The sequence below is a fragment of the Flavobacterium sp. genome (genome assembly GCF_030146175.1).
Taxonomy (GTDB): Bacteria; Bacteroidota; Bacteroidia; order Flavobacteriales; family Flavobacteriaceae; genus Flavobacterium.
On record NZ_JASLCE010000066.1, the window covers coordinates 1 to 17,731 of the forward strand.

Sequence of the window (17,731 nt, forward strand, 5' to 3'; positions counted from 1 at the left end):
TTTCTTCAAAAACATTGTTCAAATAATATGACAATCGAAATTGCTCTAGCTTCCTCAAATTATCAACATTGAAATCTTTATTTAAAAAAGTTTGAATCCTTTTTATAAGTAAAAGTAAAATTTCATGATTATTCCAACTATGCCAAACAACCGAAGATTCAATTTTATCTGTCGATTCATCAGAGGTCCTAACCAAATAATAAACATCTGATCTTAGTGAAATTCTAAAATGAAGACCTTCATTATCATTACTCATATCCCGAACCGCATTTAACAATGCAGAAATACGTGTAATATCTTCTTTTTTACTTTGCCATCCTCTGTCTAAATCATCAATATAAATTATAATTTTTTTATTCTTTAGAAAATTGCTAACTAAAGCTTTTTTTGAGGATTCTAAATCTACATATTCATCCAAAAATTTTTTAGATGTTTCAGTAATGAATGACATAAATTTACCCGAATAGCCCTTTAATTTATCCAAAAAACCTGGATCTGCACTGATACCGTAAGAATTCATAACTTTTTGAGCAATAATAATTTGAAGGCCTCTTTTCCAATCTCTAATTATTTGATGGAAATCTTGCGAGTTATATGCTAAATCAGCAATATCATCTGGTTTTACAAGAATAGGTAATCTACCTTTTGTTAAATCTTCATTCATTGCTATTTTAAATAAAGCAGATTTTCCTATACCCTTATGACCAACCAAAATACGAAGAGGTAAATCAGCAACTACCTTATCATGAGTATTACTCTTAAAATAATATGATTGTAATCTTTCAAAAGTTTCATCTTCAGCCGCTTCAGAACCAAATAATTTATTAATATTTTCTTCTGTAAATTCTATTTCCATATTTATTCTGTTTGTTGGTTATTATTCATAAATACCTTGTAAAGCATTACCAATAAAGTTAACACTAATATTTAATATTAAATATAACTTTTTTAAAACAAAAAACTATTAATTTACAAAAAATTCACTTCACCCCATTCATAATTTCTATTGCTTTCATCATTTCCGGAAGTTTATAACGAAAAGCCGGTCCGGATACGCATAGCACCGCCACTACTCTATTGTTTTGGTAATACGGAATCGCGGCACAGTTTAAATCCGGTTCATATTCTTCCAGATCCAAAGCATAGCCATTTTTTAAAATTTCGCTTAATTCCGCTTGTAACTTCTTTTGTACTGGTTCGTCCAAATTTTTAAGCAGCGTATTTTGCAAGTGTTCCGAATGCGCCATAAATACTTTTCCGATCGCTGTTCGGGTCATTTCATAGTCTTTGTTGAGTTCCAAGGAGATTTTAACCGACCGGTCGGGTTCCGAAATCAGTTCGTGACGGAAATAGGTTCCCATTTGTACCGATAAATATGAGGTTTCATTGGTCAGTTCGGTGATTTTTTCCAGCGTGGGACGCAAGGTGTTTTTTAAAACCGATACCGATACCGGCGGCGGATAAATACATTGCATTTTGGTCGTTACCCGGTACCGCGGACTCAATTCGTCCTGTTCCACATAACCCAGGTCTTTTAGCGTATGTAATAAATTATGCACCGTCGTGTTCTGTAATTCCAGTGCGTTGGCGATATCGTTGAGGCGTACCAGGTTTCCGTTTTGCGTGATATATTCCAATATATCGAAGGCTCTTTTTACCGACTGTATCATAAAATTCAATAATAATGAATAAAAAGGCTTTTTAAATTTTAATTAACCTTAAAGTTTCAAAATTAGCGGATTTTTGCGCCCAAAACAACTAATTTTTTATATGCAAAAAGGACTTATTGCTCTGGCTATCGGAGCTTTTACCATTGGAATGACGGAATTTGTAATGATGGGAATCCTGCCCGATCTGGCGGCTTCGCTTAAAATTTCAATTCCGGAAGCCGGTCATTTTATCTCAGCCTACGCGTTGGGTGTGGTGGTTGGCGCTCCGTTTTTAACGATTTTTCTTCAAAATAAACCGCCTAAAACGGCTTTGATCATACTTGCCGCATGGATTATGGTTTTTAATAGCTTATCGGCCGTAGCCAACGATTATTGGTCCTTATTGATTTTGCGATTTTTATCCGGTTTACCGCACGGAACGTTTTTTGGAATCGGTGCCGTTGTTGCCGGAAAACTGGCTAAAGAAGGAAAAACAGCTCAGGCTATCGCGGTGATGTTTTCGGGGCTGACAATAGCCAATGTAATCGGTGTTCCGTTGGGAACCTATATTGGCCACTATATCGACTGGCGGATTACATTTTGTATCGTCGGTGTGATCGGGTTGCTAACGATTGTGAGTATCATCTATTGGCTTCCAAAATTTCAGGCCAATGAGAATTCGAGCTTTAAAAAGGATCTGGCTATTTTTAAACGTGTCGATTTATGGCTTGTATTGGCCATTGCGATTATCGGTACCGGTGGCTTTTTTAGCTGGTATAGTTATATTGCGCCCTTGTTTACCGAAGTGTCCAAATTCGATGCCGGTGCGGTTACGTATTTGATGGTCGTAGCCGGATTGGGAATGACATTCGGGAATTTTCTGGGTGGAAAATTATCGGATACCTATTCGCCTCTTATGGCTACCATCGGTTTACTAATCGGAATGTGTATCGTTTTGATGTTGCTTACTTTTGTAGCCGATAATCAGATTACGGTAACGATTATGACATTTGTGATTGGTGCGGTGGCTTTTGCGATCGTAGCACCAGTTCAGATTATGATGATGCAATCGGCAAAAGGAGCCGAAATCTTGGGATCGTCCATCAGTCCGGCGGCGATGAATGCCGGAAATGCCTTAGGGGCTTATCTGGCTGGTATTCCACTAACGATGGGTTATGGCTATACGTCACCGGATTGGGTCGGCTTTGCGCTGGCTTTTGTCGGGATTTTAATCGCGTTGGCTTTATTTTTCCACCGAAAACAAAAAGAAACTACTTTAATTACATGTAAAGCATAACAATATGGAACAATTAAAAGGAAAAACGGCTCTGATTACCGGAGCGGGAAAAGGATTAGGAAAAGCGGTGGCATTCGCATTGGCTGCCGAAGGGGTTAATTTGGCGTTAGTATCGCGAACTGAATCGGATTTAGCCGATCTAAAAACGGCTATTCAAAAGGAATATCCTAACGTTACTATCGAGTTTGAAACGGCAGATGTGGCCGATTTTAATTCGGTTACCACGGCTATTACAAATCTAAAAGCTAAAATTGGTGCTATTGACATTTTGATCAATAATGCAGGTATCGGAAAATTCGCCAAGTTTATGGATTATGAAGTAAGCGAATGGGAAAACATTATTAAAGTAAACCTTTTAGGTGCTTATTATGTAATCCGTGCCGTATTGCCGGAAATGTTGGAACGTCAAACTGGTGATATTATTAACGTGGCTTCTAGTGCTGGACAGCGTGGTTCTGCGTTGACAAGTGCGTATAGTGCGTCGAAATTCGGACTAAACGGTTTGTCGGAAGCGTTGATGCAGGAGGTTCGTAAATCGAATATCCGGGTGTTTACAATGAATCCGAGTACAATTGCAACCGATTTATCGGTAAACCTAAACCTGACGGACGGTAATCTGGAAAGTGTACTACAGCCGGAAGATTTCGCAGAAGTATTGGTTTCACAATTAAAATTAAACCGTAGGGCTTTTGTAAAAGACGTAAGCCTTTGGTCAACAAATCCATAGTAAAACCTACTATATATAACCTACGCTAATGTAAAAATCCTGTAATTCGTTACAGGATTTTTTTATGATAACCGATTAAAGCTGTTGTTATAGAGTGACCCAATCATTAGGGATAATAATTCTTTTTTAACCATAAACTAACCTTTACTAAGGCAATCAACACCGGAACTTCAACCAAAGGACCGATAACCCCTACAAAGGCCTGTGGCGAATGAACTCCAAAGACAGCTATGCTAATCGCAATGGCCAGTTCGAAGTTATTTCCCGAAGCCGTAAAAGCTATTGCTGCATTTTGGCTATACGGTATCTTTAGTTTTTTACTGATGCTAAAACTTAACATAAACATCAATACAAAATATACGGTTAGCGGTATTGCTATTGTAATAACATCAGCCGGTAATTCCAGTATTTTTGCTCCATTCAGACTAAACATCACAACAATAGTAAACAATAATGCATATAAGGTTACCGGTGCGATACGGGGAATAAATTTTCGGTTATACCAATGGATCCCTTTAAATTTGATCAACCAATATCGACTTAAAAAGCCCGCTAAAAACGGCACTCCGAGGTACAACAAAACACTCTGCATCACATCGTCCATCGCAACGGTCATACTAAAGTTGGCCAATCCTAGTTTTTCGGGTAATACTGTAATAAACAACCAAACAAAGAAACCATACATCAGTATCTGAAAAATACTGTTTAAAGCAACCAATAAAGCCGCATATTCATTGTTCCCTTTGGCCAGATCGTTCCATACCAGAACCATAGCGATACATCGGGCCAGTCCGATTAATATCAAACCGCTCCTATATTCGGGTTCGTCAGCCAGAAACAAAATGGCAATTACAAACATTAAAAGCGGTCCTACAACCCAGTTGAGCAATAATGATATACCAATCACTTTTCTGTTTTTAAGAGCCATCGGTAATAGCGAATAATCCACTTTTGCTAATGGCGGATACAACATCAACAATAAACCGATAGCAAGCGGAATATTGGTGGCTCCTACGGATAATGTACTGATAGCATTCGGGATAGCCGGAATAAAATGTCCTAGACCTATCCCAATGGCCATTGCAAAAAAGATTAATACCGTAAGATTACGATCTGTAAATTTTAATTCGGATCGCATATCAGGTTAATTTTATCATTGAAAAAACATATAGCATTTCGGTCGCAATCTGTAAACTACGGCTGGCATATACGACCGATTGTTCCGGTGTGGAATCCGAAAATCCGGGATCTTCATAAGTAATCGCAATTCTCTTTTCGGCACCAGCTATAAACGGGCAACCGCCATCGGCTTCCGAACAGGTCATAACGGCTCCAAATTCCGATACCGGATTATAGAAATGATCGTATTTTTTTGAAAAACCAATTACCGGAAATGCCGTATCACTATATTTTATTGCGTATACGGAATTGTTTTCTTCCGAAATCATGATAGTGTTAAATCCCTGGTTCGACAACGTTTCGATTACTTTTGGAAATACGGCTGTTACTTCTGTTCCACCCGAATAACAGTATACATTGGAAATCCCATACCGGGAAGCTGCAACTTGAGCCCATACCTGCGAAAAAATACTTCTACGGGAATTATGCGTGCAGATAAAGATGAGGTTGACGGCCTGTTTATCGGTTACTTTTTGCTGTATATAGTCGATTAAAGGTTGTAAAACGGTTTTGCGTTCCCGACTAATGGTTTGTTCCTGTTCCAAAAGTCGGATGGTATCGGTTAGTATTGGATAGCGATTCATAATTTTCTAATTGCATCCGGAATCCGACGAACAGCAGGATTTTTTCTGTGCATTTTGATCATCCTGCAAACCGCAAGCATCATCTGCCAGACAAGCGGTTTGTTTATTTTTTAAGATAAAATGCCTGCCGTCAAAATCCAAATCATATTTTCCGATGGTTTCCGATTGGTATTCCACTTCGATAGTAGTATCCGTAATACCCAGTTTCTCTTCCGATAGCTGAATGATATGCAACAATTTTGCAGGCTTCAAGCGGTGTTCATAATCATCGGCGTCCCATAACTGAAAATTGATCACGTTTTCATTTCGAATTGTTCCACCACAATCTATAAAGTGACGGGTTATCTTTCCTACTTCAGTAACATGGAAATGTTCCGGTACAAAAGTTCCGTTTTCGAGCTGGAATACCACTGTATCCAGGCTTGGCAAAATGTTTTTGATTTCTGATAGTTTCATAATATGGAATTTATAATAATATATTTAAAATGTAATATTGCAATATAACGATTATAAAAAGTAAAAAAATGCCTAACAGCATTTGTCTACCGTTACATCTTGATTGAAAAAAAGCGCTAGTTCCCCTTTGATTAGTTCCCATACATTTTCATCGATACAATAGCAAACCGATTTTCCTTCGATAGTGCCTTTGATAATACCAATATTTTTCAACTCCTTTAAATGCTGGGAAATCGTTGCCTGTGCCAAACCTAATTCGGATACCAGATCATTACAGATACAGGCTTTCTGATTAATAATATGGTTTAGTATCGCAATTCGGGCCGGATGTCCCAAAACTTTAAAGATGGTAGCCAATCGGTTTTGATTATCGGTAAATATTTCTGTTTTTGTTATTCCCATGGTGGTATATTATATTATCGCAATATTACGATATTAAATTGAATTCGCAATGATTTTTTTTTTACCATATACCATAAAATCTAAATATTGCGCTTTACCTTTACATCACTTTTCAAAATACATCCTTTTAAAATGCACTTTTTAATTTTTAGTATACTTTGCAGCGTATCCGTCGGAATCCTTTTTAAAATAGCCAAGCGCTATACGGTTTCGTTTCAGCAAATGATCAATTATAATTATATCGTAGCCATCATTTTATGTTATGTGGCGTATCAGCCCGATACCACTACAATTACATCCAACGCACCGTGGTCGTTATACGGTATACTAGCGCTATTATTGCCTACGGTTTTTCTGGTTTTGGCAGCATCGGTTCGCCATATCGGAATTGTAAAAACCGACATCGCACAGCGATTTTCGCTAATCATTTCAATCCTAGCGGCTTTTCTGGTTTTTAACGAAACAATTAGTCCGATAAAATGGATCGGTCTGGCGATTGGTTTTACGGCTATTTTTTTGGTTTTATACCGAAATGAAACCACGACAAGCGAAAAAAATAATTGGTGGTATCCGATAATCGTGTTGTTGGGATTCGGAATTATTGATGTTTGTTTTAAACTAATCGCTGCTTATACCGAAATTCCGTATACAACTTCGCTGTTTATGGTTTTCTGTGGCGCATTGGTGGTTTCAACGGCAATTACATTGTATACCCTTTTGGTCAAAAAAGAAAAAGTAAACGGGAAAAGTGTACTATTTGGTTTGGCTCTGGGAGTACTTAACTTTGGGAATATTTTGTTTTACCTAAAAGCGCACAAAGCCTTACACGACAACCCTTCAACGGTTTTTGCTTCTATGAATTTCGGAGTAATCCTGTTGGGAACATTGGCCGGAACATTAGTCTTTAAAGAAAAAATCAGCCGACTTAATGCTATCGGGATTTTCCTGGCTTTTCTGGCCATTATCGTGATCACGGCTTCACAATTGTATACACTTTAACGCTATTTTATATTTTGAAGTTCTATAAAATTTAGTATTTTTAAGAATTAATTCCCGATCATGAAAAACCCCATTGCAGAAAGAATAGCGGATTTTTTAAAACACTATCCCCCTTTTACCAGTTTAACTTACCAGGAATTAGTGGCTATTTCCGAACATATCAGTGTTAAATATCTGGAAAAACACCAGATCCTTTTTAAAGTGGGCGATGCTACCCATAGTGATTTTTATGTGGTTGCAAACGGTGCAATCGGGCTATCGGTTATTTCCGATGCGGAAGAATTCCTGATCGATAAATGCGATGAGGGCGATATTCTGGGATTGCGTCCTTTTTTTGCTAAAAACAATTACCTGATGACGGCAAAAGCCCGTGAGGAAAGTATCGTATATGCGATTCCAATAGCGGTTTTTCAGCCCTATGTGGCTAATAATACAAATGTGCAGAATTTCCTGCTGGAAAGTTTTGCCTCCAATACGCGTAATCCGTATGACAAGGATCACCGCGGAAAATTAATTTCGGAAAATATTATTTTCGACGAACAAAGCGCTACGGATATCCAGTATTTTCAGCCTATTAAATATACTAAAAACCCGATTACAGCCAGTTCCAGCGATATCATCAAACATATTGCGCAAACGATGTCCAATAGTCGTATTGGCAGTGTGATCATTCATGATAATCAGTTGCCGATCGGGATTATAACCGATAAGGATTTGCGTTCCAAAATTGCCACCGGATTGTTTTCAATCGATACAACGGCTGATAAAATCATGTCGTCGCCGGTCATTACCGTACCGGAAAATATTTCGATTGCCGAAGCGCAGATGATGCTGTTAAAACACAATGTTGGTCATTTATGTGTGACTCGCGACGGAACGGAAAAAAGCCCGGCCACCGGTATTATTACCGAACACGATATTGTGGCGGCACAAGCCAATAATCCGGGAATTCTATTAAAATTAACCCGTCGGGCCACACGTTCGAAAGAATTAAAAGCCGTTCGGGATAAACTGACCGATCTGATACAGAATTCAATCGATAAAAATATCCCGATCACGCATATTACCAGTGTTGCTGCCGAAATCAATATTGCCCTGACAAAAAGAGCAATCGATCTGGCAATTGAAAAAATGGAAACACCACCTCCTACCCGTTTTGCCTGGTTTAACCTGGGAAGTCAGGGGCGAAAAGAACAGTTGTTATTGACCGATGTCGACAATATTCTGATCTTCGAAGATGTGGAAGCCGAACGTTATGACGATGTAAAACAATACTTTTTACAATTGGCAGAAAAGGTTATCGAAACTTTGGAAAAAATCGGTTACGAACCGTGTCCACAAGGACTTATGGCAAACAATGAGCTTTGGTGTAAATCACTGACAGACTGGATTAAACAATACAATACATGGATTAATACTCCAGGTGAAAAAGGAATTAATCTCAGTACGATTTTCTTTGATTACGATCTGATTCATGGTGATGTTTCCTTTGAAAATTCCCTAACGGAAAGCATTTTTAACAGCACCGATAACAACCAGTTGTTCTATGCATTTTTAGGAACCAATGCCATCAAAAAACCGGCTCCACTAGGTTTCTTCCGACAGTTTTTACTGGAACAGGACGAAGAACACAAAGATGCTTTTGATATTAAAAACAGAGCCATCATGCCATTGGTCGACGCCGCACGTGTGTTAACCATTAGTCGTGGTATTAAAGGAATTACCAATACGTATCAGCGTTTTAAAAAGCTGGCGGATATGGAAGAACAAAATTCCGATTTGTATCTGGAGTGTGCCGAGGCATTTAATACGTTAACTTGGTTCCGAACCGACGAAGGCTTGCAAAACAATTCCAACGGAGGTTATATCAACATGCAGGAACTTTCGAAAGTGGATAAGGTAAAACTTAAAAACTGCTTTCAACCGATAAACGACATACAGGATTTGATTAAAAACCGCTTTCAATTGACCTATTTCACATAATATTATGGTATTAGACTGGCTTACAGGAAAAGACATCCCGCAATTTTGGAAACAATATTTGGCCCATTTTGACAAAGAAGAACAAAACGGACCGAAGCGCTATATTGTTTTTGACACCGAAACGACCGGCTTGGATTGGAAAGATGATGTCATCCTTTCCATAGGCGCTATTTCGGTGGTTAATGACGAAATTAAAGTGGGTGATTTTTTTGAAGCCTTCCTAAAACAGGATGTTTTTAATCCGGAAAATGCTATTCTGACCGGAATTTTAAAAGAAGGTAAAGAAGAAAAGATTATCGAAGCAGAAGCGATTATCCGTTTCCTTGATTTTATAAAAGATGCTACTCTGGTGGGACATAACATCAATTTTGATGTCGAAATGATCAATCAGGCGCTGAAACGTTTGAATCTTGGTAAACTTAAAAATGTCATGTTGGATGTAGATGTGATGTATCAGAAATTTAAAAATCTTCCGGAAGACAAACATCACAATCTGGATGAACTATGCGACATCTTTAAAATCAAAAAAAGCGACCGCCATACGGCTTCCGGTGATGCCTATATTATTGCTTTGTTATTTTTAAAACTAAAACGGAAACTGAAATTATAAGGTATCGGAACACATTTCTAATTGACAATATTCCAGGATTTCTTTATAATTCCGGACATAATACTCTGATATTTTTATCTTGACATTGGGATTACTTCTGTCTCTTAGAATAAAAAAACGGTTTTCATGCTTTTTTAAATTACCGCCTTGCTCTTCTTTTTCCCTTTCTACAATAATGTTGTTTTTATGGATCGAATCAGGTTTGGTAAAAACCCGTTTAATTTTCAAGGTATCCCCTTCTATTTTTAGCCGTATATAGTTTTTATAAAGCTGTCTCGAAAATACGATTAACGGGATAAATCCCAATAGACTCATAAGAATATCACATAATCTGCTCTCCATGCTTATCGAATAGACAAAACATCCATGCAGATTAACATCAATAACAAAATTTATCGTAAAAATTAGTAGTAATGCATAAATCATAAAAACTATAAAAATGCGGTGCTTATACTTTATTTTATATTGATCCGGATTTCGCATGTTTTTGAGTTTAATTAAAACAATAAATAGAATTCATAAAACACTAATTGACAACATAACGACTATAAATATCCTTATTTTGATCTATTTGTCTATCCGTTAACAAAAAAGCATCCTACTAAGTAGGATGCTTTTTTAAATATCAAACCAAAAAGGAATTACAAACGTTCGTTTTTAATTTCTTCTACGATTTCAGGATTTAATAAGGTTGTGATATCTCCAAAGTTCGAGAAATCGCCTTCCGCGATCTTACGCAAAATACGGCGCATGATTTTTCCGGAACGCGTTTTTGGTAATCCCGATACGAATTGGATCTTGTCCAGTTTGGCAATGGGTCCGATATGACTCGCTACGTGTTCGTTGATCTCTTTTCGCAGGTTATCACGATCACGGTACTCTCCGATTTCTTTTAAGATAATAAAACCATACAAAGCATTTCCTTTGATATCATGCGGGAAACCTACGATAGCCGATTCTGCCACTGCCGGATGTTCGTTAATCGCATCTTCAATTGGCGCGGTTCCTAAGTTATGACCGGAAACAATCACCACATCGTCTACCCGACCGGTGATTCGATAATATCCGACTTCATCACGCAAAGCACCGTCACCGGTAAAATATTTACCCGGGAAAGCCGAGAAATACGTTTCTTTATAACGCTGATGATCACCCCAAATTGTACGGGCAATCGACGGCCATGGGAATTTGACACACAAGCTACCTACAACCTGGTTCCCTTCGATTTCGTTGCGTTTTTCGTCCATCAATACCGGCTGAATTCCCGGTAATGGTAAGGTCGCATAGGTCGGTTTGGTTGGTGTTACAAATGGAACCGGAGAAATCATAATACCACCCGTTTCGGTTTGCCACCAGGTATCGACAATCGGACATTTTTTCTTTCCGACATGATCATTATACCAGTGCCACGCCTCTTCGTTGATCGGTTCTCCTACGGATCCGATTACTTTTAAAGAGGATAAATCGTGTTTATCCACCCATTCGGTACTTTCTTTGGCTAACGAACGGATTGCTGTTGGTGCGGTATAAAACTGACTCACTTTATGTTTGTCGATCACATCCCAAAAACGTCCGAAATCCGGATACGACGGTACACCTTCAAAGATTACGGTCGTAGCGCCGTTTAAAAGTGGTCCGTATAAAATATAGGAATGTCCGGTTATCCAGCCAATATCGGCCGTACACCAGTAAATATCGTTTTCTTCGTAATTGAATATGTTTTTAAACGTATAGGCGGTATACACCATATAACCTGCCGTAGTATGCAACATTCCTTTCGGTTTTCCGGTCGAACCGGACGTATACAGGATAAATAACGGATCTTCCGCATCCATAATTTCGGCTACATTATTCGGAATCGCTTCATCCAGTAAGGGTTGCAACCATAAATCGCGACCTTCTTTCATTTTTACTTCCGTGTTTGTTCTTTTAGCAACCAACACACTGGTAACCGTTGGACATTTTTCAAGGGCTTCATCCACAATCGATTTTAGGTCGATGGTTTTGTTACCTCTATAAGCTCCATCGGAAGTGATTACCATTTTACAACCGCAGTCGATTACACGGGAGGCGATTGCCGAAGCTGAAAATCCGGCGAAAACAACCGAATGAATCGCTCCAATCCGCGCACAGGCCAACACAGCCACGGCCAATTCCGGAATCATCGGTAAATAAATACAGATACGATCGCCTTTTTTAATGCCCTGTTCGCGCAATACATTGGCCATTTTAGCCACACGGTCATACAATTCGTTATAGGTTATATATTGAGCCGGTTCTTTCGGATCGTTCGGCTCAAAAATAATCGCGTTTTTATTCCCTCTTTTGGCCAAATGACGGTCAATACAGTTTTTAGTAATGTTGACTTTCGCATTGGTAAACCATTTAATATCGGCTTCGGCCATATCAAACTCCATTACTTTATCCCAGGTTTGGTACCATGTAAAATTTTCTTCGGCAATTTTTCCCCAGAATTTACGTGGCTCCCGGATCGATTTTTTATAGTGTTTGAAGTATTCTTCTAAGTTGTTTATTTTATAATAACTCATAGTGTGTTTATTTTTTTCATATTCTATTTAAATGCACCGATGCCATAGGTTGTAAAGGCTTCGGTTACTTCACCGATGATGGTTTCGTCATCGATGGTGGACGGGATTTGGTATTTTTCACCATCTACTATACTTCGCAGTAATTTGCGAAGGATTTTCCCGGAACGGGTTTTCGGTAAACGCTGCACAACGATCACATTTCGCAACGAAGCGACAGCGCCTATTTTTTCGCGGACAAGCTGAACAACTTCATATTCCAGTTGAAAATGTTCGGTTGCATCCCCCGATTTAATAACGGCCAATGCCAATGGAATCTGACCTTTTAAGGCATCGTTAATTCCTATAACGGCACATTCGGCCACTGCATTGTGTGACGCTACAATTTCTTCCATTTCGGCAGTCGAAAGACGGTGTCCCGCAACATTGATCACATCATCTACACGACCGGTTATGTAAATATAACCTTCGTTGTCTTTGTAACCACCGTCGCCCGAAAAATAATAGCCCGGGAAACGGGTTAAATACCCGGCTTTAAAGCGGTTTTCGTCTTCCCAAAGACCCAACATGGTTCCCGGCGGCAAAGGTAGTTTTATTACCACATATCCTTCTTCATTTGGCGCTAATTCTTTTCCGTTTTCGTCAAAAATAACGATTTCATAACCGGTAACGGCTTTCCCGGCCGATCCGGGTTTTACCGGTAGGTATTCCACTCCCATCATGTTGGCAATCATCGGCCATCCGGATTCCGTCTGCCACCAATGATCAATAACTGGAACCGGTACGTGTTGTCGGTACCATTCCAGCGTAGCCACATCACAACGCTCACCGGCTAAAAACTGTATTTTCAGATAACTTAAATCGTATTTTTTGATAAAGTTCCCGTCGGGATCTTCTTTTTTAATGGCGCGAATGGCTGTTGGCGCGGTAAACATAATGCGTACTTTGTGTTCGGCAATGATCCGCCAATAGGTACTCGCATCCGGAGTTTTAATCGGTTTCCCTTCGAAGATGACAGTTGTATTACGGTTTAACAACGGGCCGTATAAAATATAACTATGTCCTACCGCCCATCCCATATCGGATGCCGCCCAAAATGTTTCGCCTTCCGGAATGTCGTATACATATTGCATCGTAAATTTAAGTGCTGTCGCATAACCTCCTGTATCTCTTACAATTCCTTTTGGTTTTCCCGTAGTCCCGGAAGTGTACAAAATATAAAGCGGATGGGTAGCCGCTACCGGAACACAAGGGACTTCTTCTGATTGTGCAACTAATTTTTCATAATCGACATCATAGTCCTGAAACGGAATTTTCGCTCCTAATTTCCGATTAAAGATGATCACTTTTTCCGGTTTATGCGCTGCCATTTCAATCGCTTCGTCAACCAAAGGTTTATAAGCGATCAATCGGTCGATTTCAATTCCCGAAGAGGCTGTAATAATGGCTTTGGGTTTGGAATCGTCAATTCGGATGGCCAATTCGTGCGGGGCAAATCCGCCAAAAACCATCGAATGTGTCACGCCTATACGGGCACAGGCCAACATGGCAAAAGCCACCTGCGGAATCATGGGCATATAAATTACCGCCGTATCACCTTTGGTCAATCCTAAAGCCGTTAATCCGCCAGCCAATTTTGCCACTTCGGATTTTACTTCGTGAAACGTATATTTTCGTATCGTTTGGGTTACGGGTGAATCGTAGATAAAAGCCACCTGATCGCCATGACCATCCTGAATGTGCTTGTCGATCGTTAAATAGCAAATATTCAGTTCGCCATCGGCAAACCATAACGGATAACCGTTTTTGTCCTGCGACAGTATCGTTTGTGGCCGCGTATACCATTCCAGTACATCGGCCTGTTCTTTCCAGAAGCCTTCGGGATCATCCAGACTTCGTTGGTAAAATTCATTATAATTCATGGTAAGTGGTTGTTTTAGTCCGTTAGCAATTCGTTGGTTTGCTCTACCAGTTTTTTGACCGAAAAGGGCTTGGTCATATATAAATCGGCACCTAATGAAAGGCCTCTTTCAATATCTTTTTCCTTGTTTTTAGCCGACAGAAATATGACTTTACAATGCTGTAAACGCTCGTCTTTTTTAATCTGCTCGAGTGTCGCAAAACCGTCGACCATCGGCATCATGACATCGAGTATAATAATATCGGGCTGCTGGACTTTTAAAATTTCCAGCGCTTCCTGTCCGTCACGGGCAATAAATACCTCGTAATTGTTCTTTTTAAAGGTGTACTCCAACGACATGACGATATTCGGTTCGTCGTCTACAATTAAAATTTTCCGCATCTTATTCATTTTCTGTGCTATTGTATTTGGGCAATGTAAAATGGAAAACCGCTCCGTTTTCTTTATTTTCAGCCCATATTTGTCCTTTATGATGTTCGACGATCTGCTTACAGATGGCCAATCCGAGTCCGCTGCCAACCGGCTTTTTGATATTCTGATTAGTCGACTGGTAAAATTTGTCAAAAATCGCATCCAGGTCTTCCGGATTAATTCCTTTTCCATTGTCACGGATGCTCGTTAGCAAATACGCTCCGCTTTCCGTTACCGTTATTGAAATCTGACCCTCCGTTTCCGGGCAAAATTTTACCGCATTTGAAACCAGATTCGTAATTACCTGTATAATCCGTTCTTCGTCATACCAGGCTTCGGCTACCGTTTCGGTAACAAAATTTACGGCTATCTTTTTGTTGCGGATCAGTTGTTGTAACGGTTCCAAAGCCGTAACTATTGTATCATCCAGGCTGTTTTTTGTGGCCTGAATCTGTTGTTTTCCGGTTTCGAATTTTTCGAGGTCTAAAATTTTGTTGATCAACCTATTTAAACGATCGGATTCCGATATAATGTTCTTTAAAAACTGTTTGCGCAATTCTTCCGGAATGTCGTCATCGTCGTACAAAATCTCACTGGAAGCTTTTATCGCGGTAATCGGTGTTCGTAATTCGTGGGTTACCGTATCCAAAAATTCATCTTTCTGCGCGTCTTTTTCCAAAAGCTGTTCGTTGGCTTTTTGCAACTGGGCGGTAATCTGTTTTAATTCGTTGGACGTTTCCGTCAGTTTTTTATTGATGATGATGTTTTCGCGGGATTCTTCCAAAATATGCAATACTTCCTGTAGCGATACTTTTTCTTCTTTTACCACACTTGAAATCAATATTCGCGCCGAAGCGGTTCCAATATGACCCGTAAGCAGGTTTTCGGCAAACTTGATCAATCGGGCATCGGCCTGTTCCTGATTTTTATCGACATTGTATTTCAGATTAAAAATCGTCAGTGCCCGTTTGGTGCGTTCTTCACCCAAAAATCGTTTGAGCACTTTTTCGATATCACGGGTATAAGCCGTTCCTTTCCAGACAAAAGCGTTTTCGTGCATCGTACTGTATTTGTCGATGTCGATAAACATTTCGGCATAATTGCGTTCGCGGTAGTTCCCTTTAAAACTCACGGAAACCGCCAGATAAATGATCGTATTAAACAGTAAACTCCAGAAAAGTGCCTGTGGAATCGGTGCCAGATAATCCAATCCGAATAACTGAAACGGTTTTAAGAGTTCGATTCCGGCTAAACCTTCGGATATAAAGGTACTGCTGCTGTTGGTAATCCCGATACCATATGGAATCAACAAGGTATAAACGCAAACTAAAAATCCGATTAACATTCCGGAAATAGCGCCCAAACGGGATCCGCGACGCCATAATAACGCTCCAAAAAAGGCCGGAGCCAGTTGCGCCATAATCACAAAAGAAACCAATCCAATCGAAAACAGGTTGTAATCCAATACATAAAAACGATAGATCAGATATGCAACAATGATCAATAGAAAAATACACACTTTACGGATGTTTACAATCCGTTTGCTGTTTTTATCCTGAACATCACTTTGAAGCGTCCCAAGAAATCCGTAGGGAATCAACAGGTTGTTACTCAACATAATCGATAATCCGATCGAAGCCACCACGATCATCGATATCGAAGCCGAAAAGCCACCAAGAAATACCAATACCGTTATCGTTGTATTATTAAAGTATTGCGGAATCAACAGCGAATACGTATCTGCATTTCCCGTACCTTCCGAAAACAGGATATTTCCGCCCCAGGCGATCGGATACACAAAAATATTAAACAGTAACAGGTATAACGGAAACAACCAGATCGCGGTTTTAATATGACTCTCCCGATTGTTTTCGACCACCGCCATCTGAAATTGACGCGGTAACAGAAACATCGCAAATAACGACAGTAAGCATAAAAAGAACCAATTGAGTGCCTGCGGTAGCCCTCCTATGGTATTCTTTTCGCGGAAACCTTCTATCAGACTGGCTTTGGCATAAATATCTTCGAAACCGTCAAATACAAAATAGGTTACGTATATGCCTACCAGAATAAAGAAAAAGAGTTTTAAAACCGATTCCATTGCCACGGCGGTCACAATTCCTTTTCTTTTTTCGGAAGCATCCACATAACGGGTTCCATAATAGGAGGCAAAAAGGGCAAGCGCAATAGCTACATAGGTTGTGGTATCGTTAAACACATTGGAACTTAACGAGGTTTGGGTTACTATTGTAAAGGTTTCGGCAATTGCTTTTAATTGTAAGGCGATATACGGGATGATCCCGACAACACTAATAAAAGTAACCAACGCGCCTAGAAAACGGCTGTTTCCGTAGCGTAAAGAAATAAAATCGGCCAAACTGGAAATTTTATTGACACGCGATATCCGGATGATCTTTCGCAAAATTACAATCCACGCCGGAATAATGATAATCGGTCCCAGATATACCGTAAGGTAACTCAGTCCCGACTGTGCCGCTACTCCGATACTTCCATAATACGTCCAGGCCGAGCAATACACGGCAAGCGAAAAAGTATACACATACGGATTGTTTGTCCATTTGCTGTTGGCTTTTTTTTCGGCCCAATGGGCTACAAAAAATAAGATTCCCAGATAAAACAACAATATGATCAGTAAACTATAACTACTCATAATACCGTTTAACAACTAAAAATGAAACTACTATTGAAACAATCCATATGGAAAAAAAGTAGCCGTAAATTACCGGGATTCCAAAAATGGCATCGGCGTGATCAAAAAGAAGCACCAATGGCAAATTAAAAGCCAGTAATAAGACTATAGATAAGATAACTAATTTTTGTTCGTGCCGTTTTTTCATGTGTTCTACAAAACCAAAGGACCCCGGAGTTCCAAAGAATTCCGGAGTACCATTAATAACCAGGTAGTTATAGATTAATCTTCACTATCATATTCTCCGATAAGGGCAT

16 protein-coding genes are annotated in these 17,731 nt (G+C 39.4%); 5 read left to right on the forward strand and 11 right to left on the reverse strand.

Annotated elements, in window-relative coordinates:
• Both Q1R07_RS07775 and Q1R07_RS07780 read right to left on the reverse strand, forming a co-directional pair.
• Positions 1-856, reverse strand: an 856-nt coding sequence (locus Q1R07_RS07775; protein WP_300488206.1) for a hypothetical protein, incomplete at its 3' end; no start/stop codon positions are given.
• 124 nt (positions 857-980) lie between these two features.
• Positions 981-1,670 (reverse strand): IclR family transcriptional regulator, encoded by a 690-nt coding sequence (locus Q1R07_RS07780; protein ID WP_300488208.1) that lies wholly within the window; start codon positions 1,668-1,670, stop codon positions 981-983.
• 100 nt (positions 1,671-1,770) lie between these two features.
• On the opposite strand from Q1R07_RS07780, the gene Q1R07_RS07785 reads away from it, so the two are divergent.
• Both Q1R07_RS07785 and Q1R07_RS07790 read left to right on the forward strand, forming a co-directional pair.
• Positions 1,771-2,946, forward strand: a complete 1,176-nt coding sequence (locus Q1R07_RS07785) for an MFS transporter (protein ID WP_300488211.1) — start codon at positions 1,771-1,773, stop codon at positions 2,944-2,946.
• A 4-nt stretch (positions 2,947-2,950) separates the two neighbouring features.
• Positions 2,951-3,673, forward strand: coding sequence for a 3-ketoacyl-ACP reductase (locus Q1R07_RS07790; RefSeq protein WP_300488214.1), 723 nt, complete (start codon positions 2,951-2,953; stop codon positions 3,671-3,673).
• A gap of 106 nt (positions 3,674-3,779) precedes the next feature.
• Here the strand turns inward: Q1R07_RS07790 and arsB are convergent, their stop codons facing one another.
• The 4 genes from arsB to Q1R07_RS07810 all read right to left on the reverse strand — a co-directional run bounded on the left by arsB (position 3,780) and on the right by Q1R07_RS07810 (position 6,294).
• On the reverse strand, positions 3,780-4,811 hold the full coding sequence (arsB, locus tag Q1R07_RS07795) for an ACR3 family arsenite efflux transporter (RefSeq protein WP_300488217.1): 1,032 nt from the start codon (positions 4,809-4,811) through the stop codon (positions 3,780-3,782).
• A gap of 1 nt (position 4,812) precedes the next feature.
• Positions 4,813-5,436 (reverse strand): protein-tyrosine-phosphatase, encoded by a 624-nt coding sequence (locus Q1R07_RS07800; RefSeq protein ID WP_300488220.1) that lies wholly within the window; start codon positions 5,434-5,436, stop codon positions 4,813-4,815.
• Positions 5,437-5,442: 6 nt separating this feature from the next.
• A complete protein-coding gene (locus Q1R07_RS07805; RefSeq protein ID WP_300488223.1) occupies positions 5,443-5,892 on the reverse strand; it encodes a DUF6428 family protein in 450 nt (149 codons plus the stop codon).
• A 72-nt stretch (positions 5,893-5,964) separates the two neighbouring features.
• Positions 5,965-6,294, reverse strand: coding sequence for a metalloregulator ArsR/SmtB family transcription factor (locus Q1R07_RS07810; protein WP_300488226.1), 330 nt, complete (start codon positions 6,292-6,294; stop codon positions 5,965-5,967).
• Between the two features lie 132 nt (positions 6,295-6,426).
• Here Q1R07_RS07810 and Q1R07_RS07815 point away from each other — a divergent pair, with 132 nt between their 5' ends.
• Genes Q1R07_RS07815 through Q1R07_RS07825 form a run of 3 tightly spaced genes read left to right on the forward strand, consistent with a single transcriptional unit; the run spans position 6,427 to position 9,886 of the window.
• Positions 6,427-7,293 carry an EamA family transporter gene (locus tag Q1R07_RS07815; RefSeq protein WP_300488229.1) on the forward strand — a complete coding sequence of 289 codons (867 nt, stop codon included), beginning with the start codon at positions 6,427-6,429 and terminating at the stop codon, positions 7,291-7,293.
• A gap of 60 nt (positions 7,294-7,353) precedes the next feature.
• Positions 7,354-9,276, forward strand: a complete 1,923-nt coding sequence (locus Q1R07_RS07820) for a DUF294 nucleotidyltransferase-like domain-containing protein (RefSeq protein WP_300488231.1) — start codon at positions 7,354-7,356, stop codon at positions 9,274-9,276.
• A 4-nt stretch (positions 9,277-9,280) separates the two neighbouring features.
• A complete protein-coding gene (locus Q1R07_RS07825) occupies positions 9,281-9,886 on the forward strand; it encodes a 3'-5' exonuclease (RefSeq protein ID WP_300488234.1) in 606 nt (201 codons plus the stop codon).
• On the opposite strand, the gene Q1R07_RS07830 is transcribed toward Q1R07_RS07825, so the two are convergent.
• The 5 genes from Q1R07_RS07830 to Q1R07_RS07850 form a co-directional block, all read right to left on the reverse strand.
• Positions 9,881-10,228 carry a hypothetical protein gene (locus tag Q1R07_RS07830; protein WP_300488237.1) on the reverse strand — a complete coding sequence of 116 codons (348 nt, stop codon included), beginning with the start codon at positions 10,226-10,228 and terminating at the stop codon, positions 9,881-9,883. The genes Q1R07_RS07825 and Q1R07_RS07830 overlap by 6 nt on opposite strands.
• A 299-nt stretch (positions 10,229-10,527) precedes the next feature.
• The gene (acs, locus tag Q1R07_RS07835; protein ID WP_300488240.1) at positions 10,528-12,435 is read right to left on the reverse strand and encodes an acetate--CoA ligase; all 1,908 of its coding nucleotides are present in this window, start codon (positions 12,433-12,435) and stop codon (positions 10,528-10,530) included.
• Between the two features lie 23 nt (positions 12,436-12,458).
• Complete coding sequence (locus Q1R07_RS07840; RefSeq protein ID WP_300488243.1) at positions 12,459-14,354, reverse strand: acetate--CoA ligase; 1,896 nt, start codon at positions 14,352-14,354, stop codon at positions 12,459-12,461.
• 14 nt (positions 14,355-14,368) lie between these two features.
• The gene (locus Q1R07_RS07845) at positions 14,369-14,734 is read right to left on the reverse strand and encodes a response regulator (RefSeq protein WP_300488246.1); all 366 of its coding nucleotides are present in this window, start codon (positions 14,732-14,734) and stop codon (positions 14,369-14,371) included.
• A gap of 1 nt (position 14,735) precedes the next feature.
• Complete coding sequence (locus Q1R07_RS07850; RefSeq protein WP_300488249.1) at positions 14,736-17,435, reverse strand: ATP-binding protein; 2,700 nt, start codon at positions 17,433-17,435, stop codon at positions 14,736-14,738.
• Between the last annotated feature and the right edge of the window lie 296 nt (positions 17,436-17,731).

Bases quoted from the DNA above. Each gene is read 5' to 3' on its own strand.
- Q1R07_RS07780 (WP_300488208.1), bottom strand. From the start codon at position 1,670: ATGATACAGTCGGTAAAAAGAGCCTTCGATATATTGGAATATATCACG.
- Q1R07_RS07785 (WP_300488211.1), top strand. From the start codon at position 1,771: ATGCAAAAAGGACTTATTGCTCTGGCTATCGGAGCTTTTACCATTGGA.
- Q1R07_RS07790 (WP_300488214.1), top strand. From the start codon at position 2,951: ATGGAACAATTAAAAGGAAAAACGGCTCTGATTACCGGAGCGGGAAAA.
- arsB (WP_300488217.1), bottom strand. From the start codon at position 4,811: ATGCGATCCGAATTAAAATTTACAGATCGTAATCTTACGGTATTAATC.
- Q1R07_RS07800 (WP_300488220.1), bottom strand. From the start codon at position 5,436: ATGAATCGCTATCCAATACTAACCGATACCATCCGACTTTTGGAACAG.
- Q1R07_RS07805 (WP_300488223.1), bottom strand. From the start codon at position 5,892: ATGAAACTATCAGAAATCAAAAACATTTTGCCAAGCCTGGATACAGTG.
- Q1R07_RS07810 (WP_300488226.1), bottom strand. From the start codon at position 6,294: ATGGGAATAACAAAAACAGAAATATTTACCGATAATCAAAACCGATTG.
- Q1R07_RS07815 (WP_300488229.1), top strand. From the start codon at position 6,427: ATGCACTTTTTAATTTTTAGTATACTTTGCAGCGTATCCGTCGGAATC.
- Q1R07_RS07820 (WP_300488231.1), top strand. From the start codon at position 7,354: ATGAAAAACCCCATTGCAGAAAGAATAGCGGATTTTTTAAAACACTAT.
- Q1R07_RS07825 (WP_300488234.1), top strand. From the start codon at position 9,281: ATGGTATTAGACTGGCTTACAGGAAAAGACATCCCGCAATTTTGGAAA.
- Q1R07_RS07830 (WP_300488237.1), bottom strand. From the start codon at position 10,228: ATGGAGAGCAGATTATGTGATATTCTTATGAGTCTATTGGGATTTATC.
- acs (WP_300488240.1), bottom strand. From the start codon at position 12,435: ATGAGTTATTATAAAATAAACAACTTAGAAGAATACTTCAAACACTAT.
- Q1R07_RS07840 (WP_300488243.1), bottom strand. From the start codon at position 14,354: ATGAATTATAATGAATTTTACCAACGAAGTCTGGATGATCCCGAAGGC.
- Q1R07_RS07845 (WP_300488246.1), bottom strand. From the start codon at position 14,734: ATGCGGAAAATTTTAATTGTAGACGACGAACCGAATATCGTCATGTCG.
- Q1R07_RS07850 (WP_300488249.1), bottom strand. From the start codon at position 17,435: ATGAGTAGTTATAGTTTACTGATCATATTGTTGTTTTATCTGGGAATC.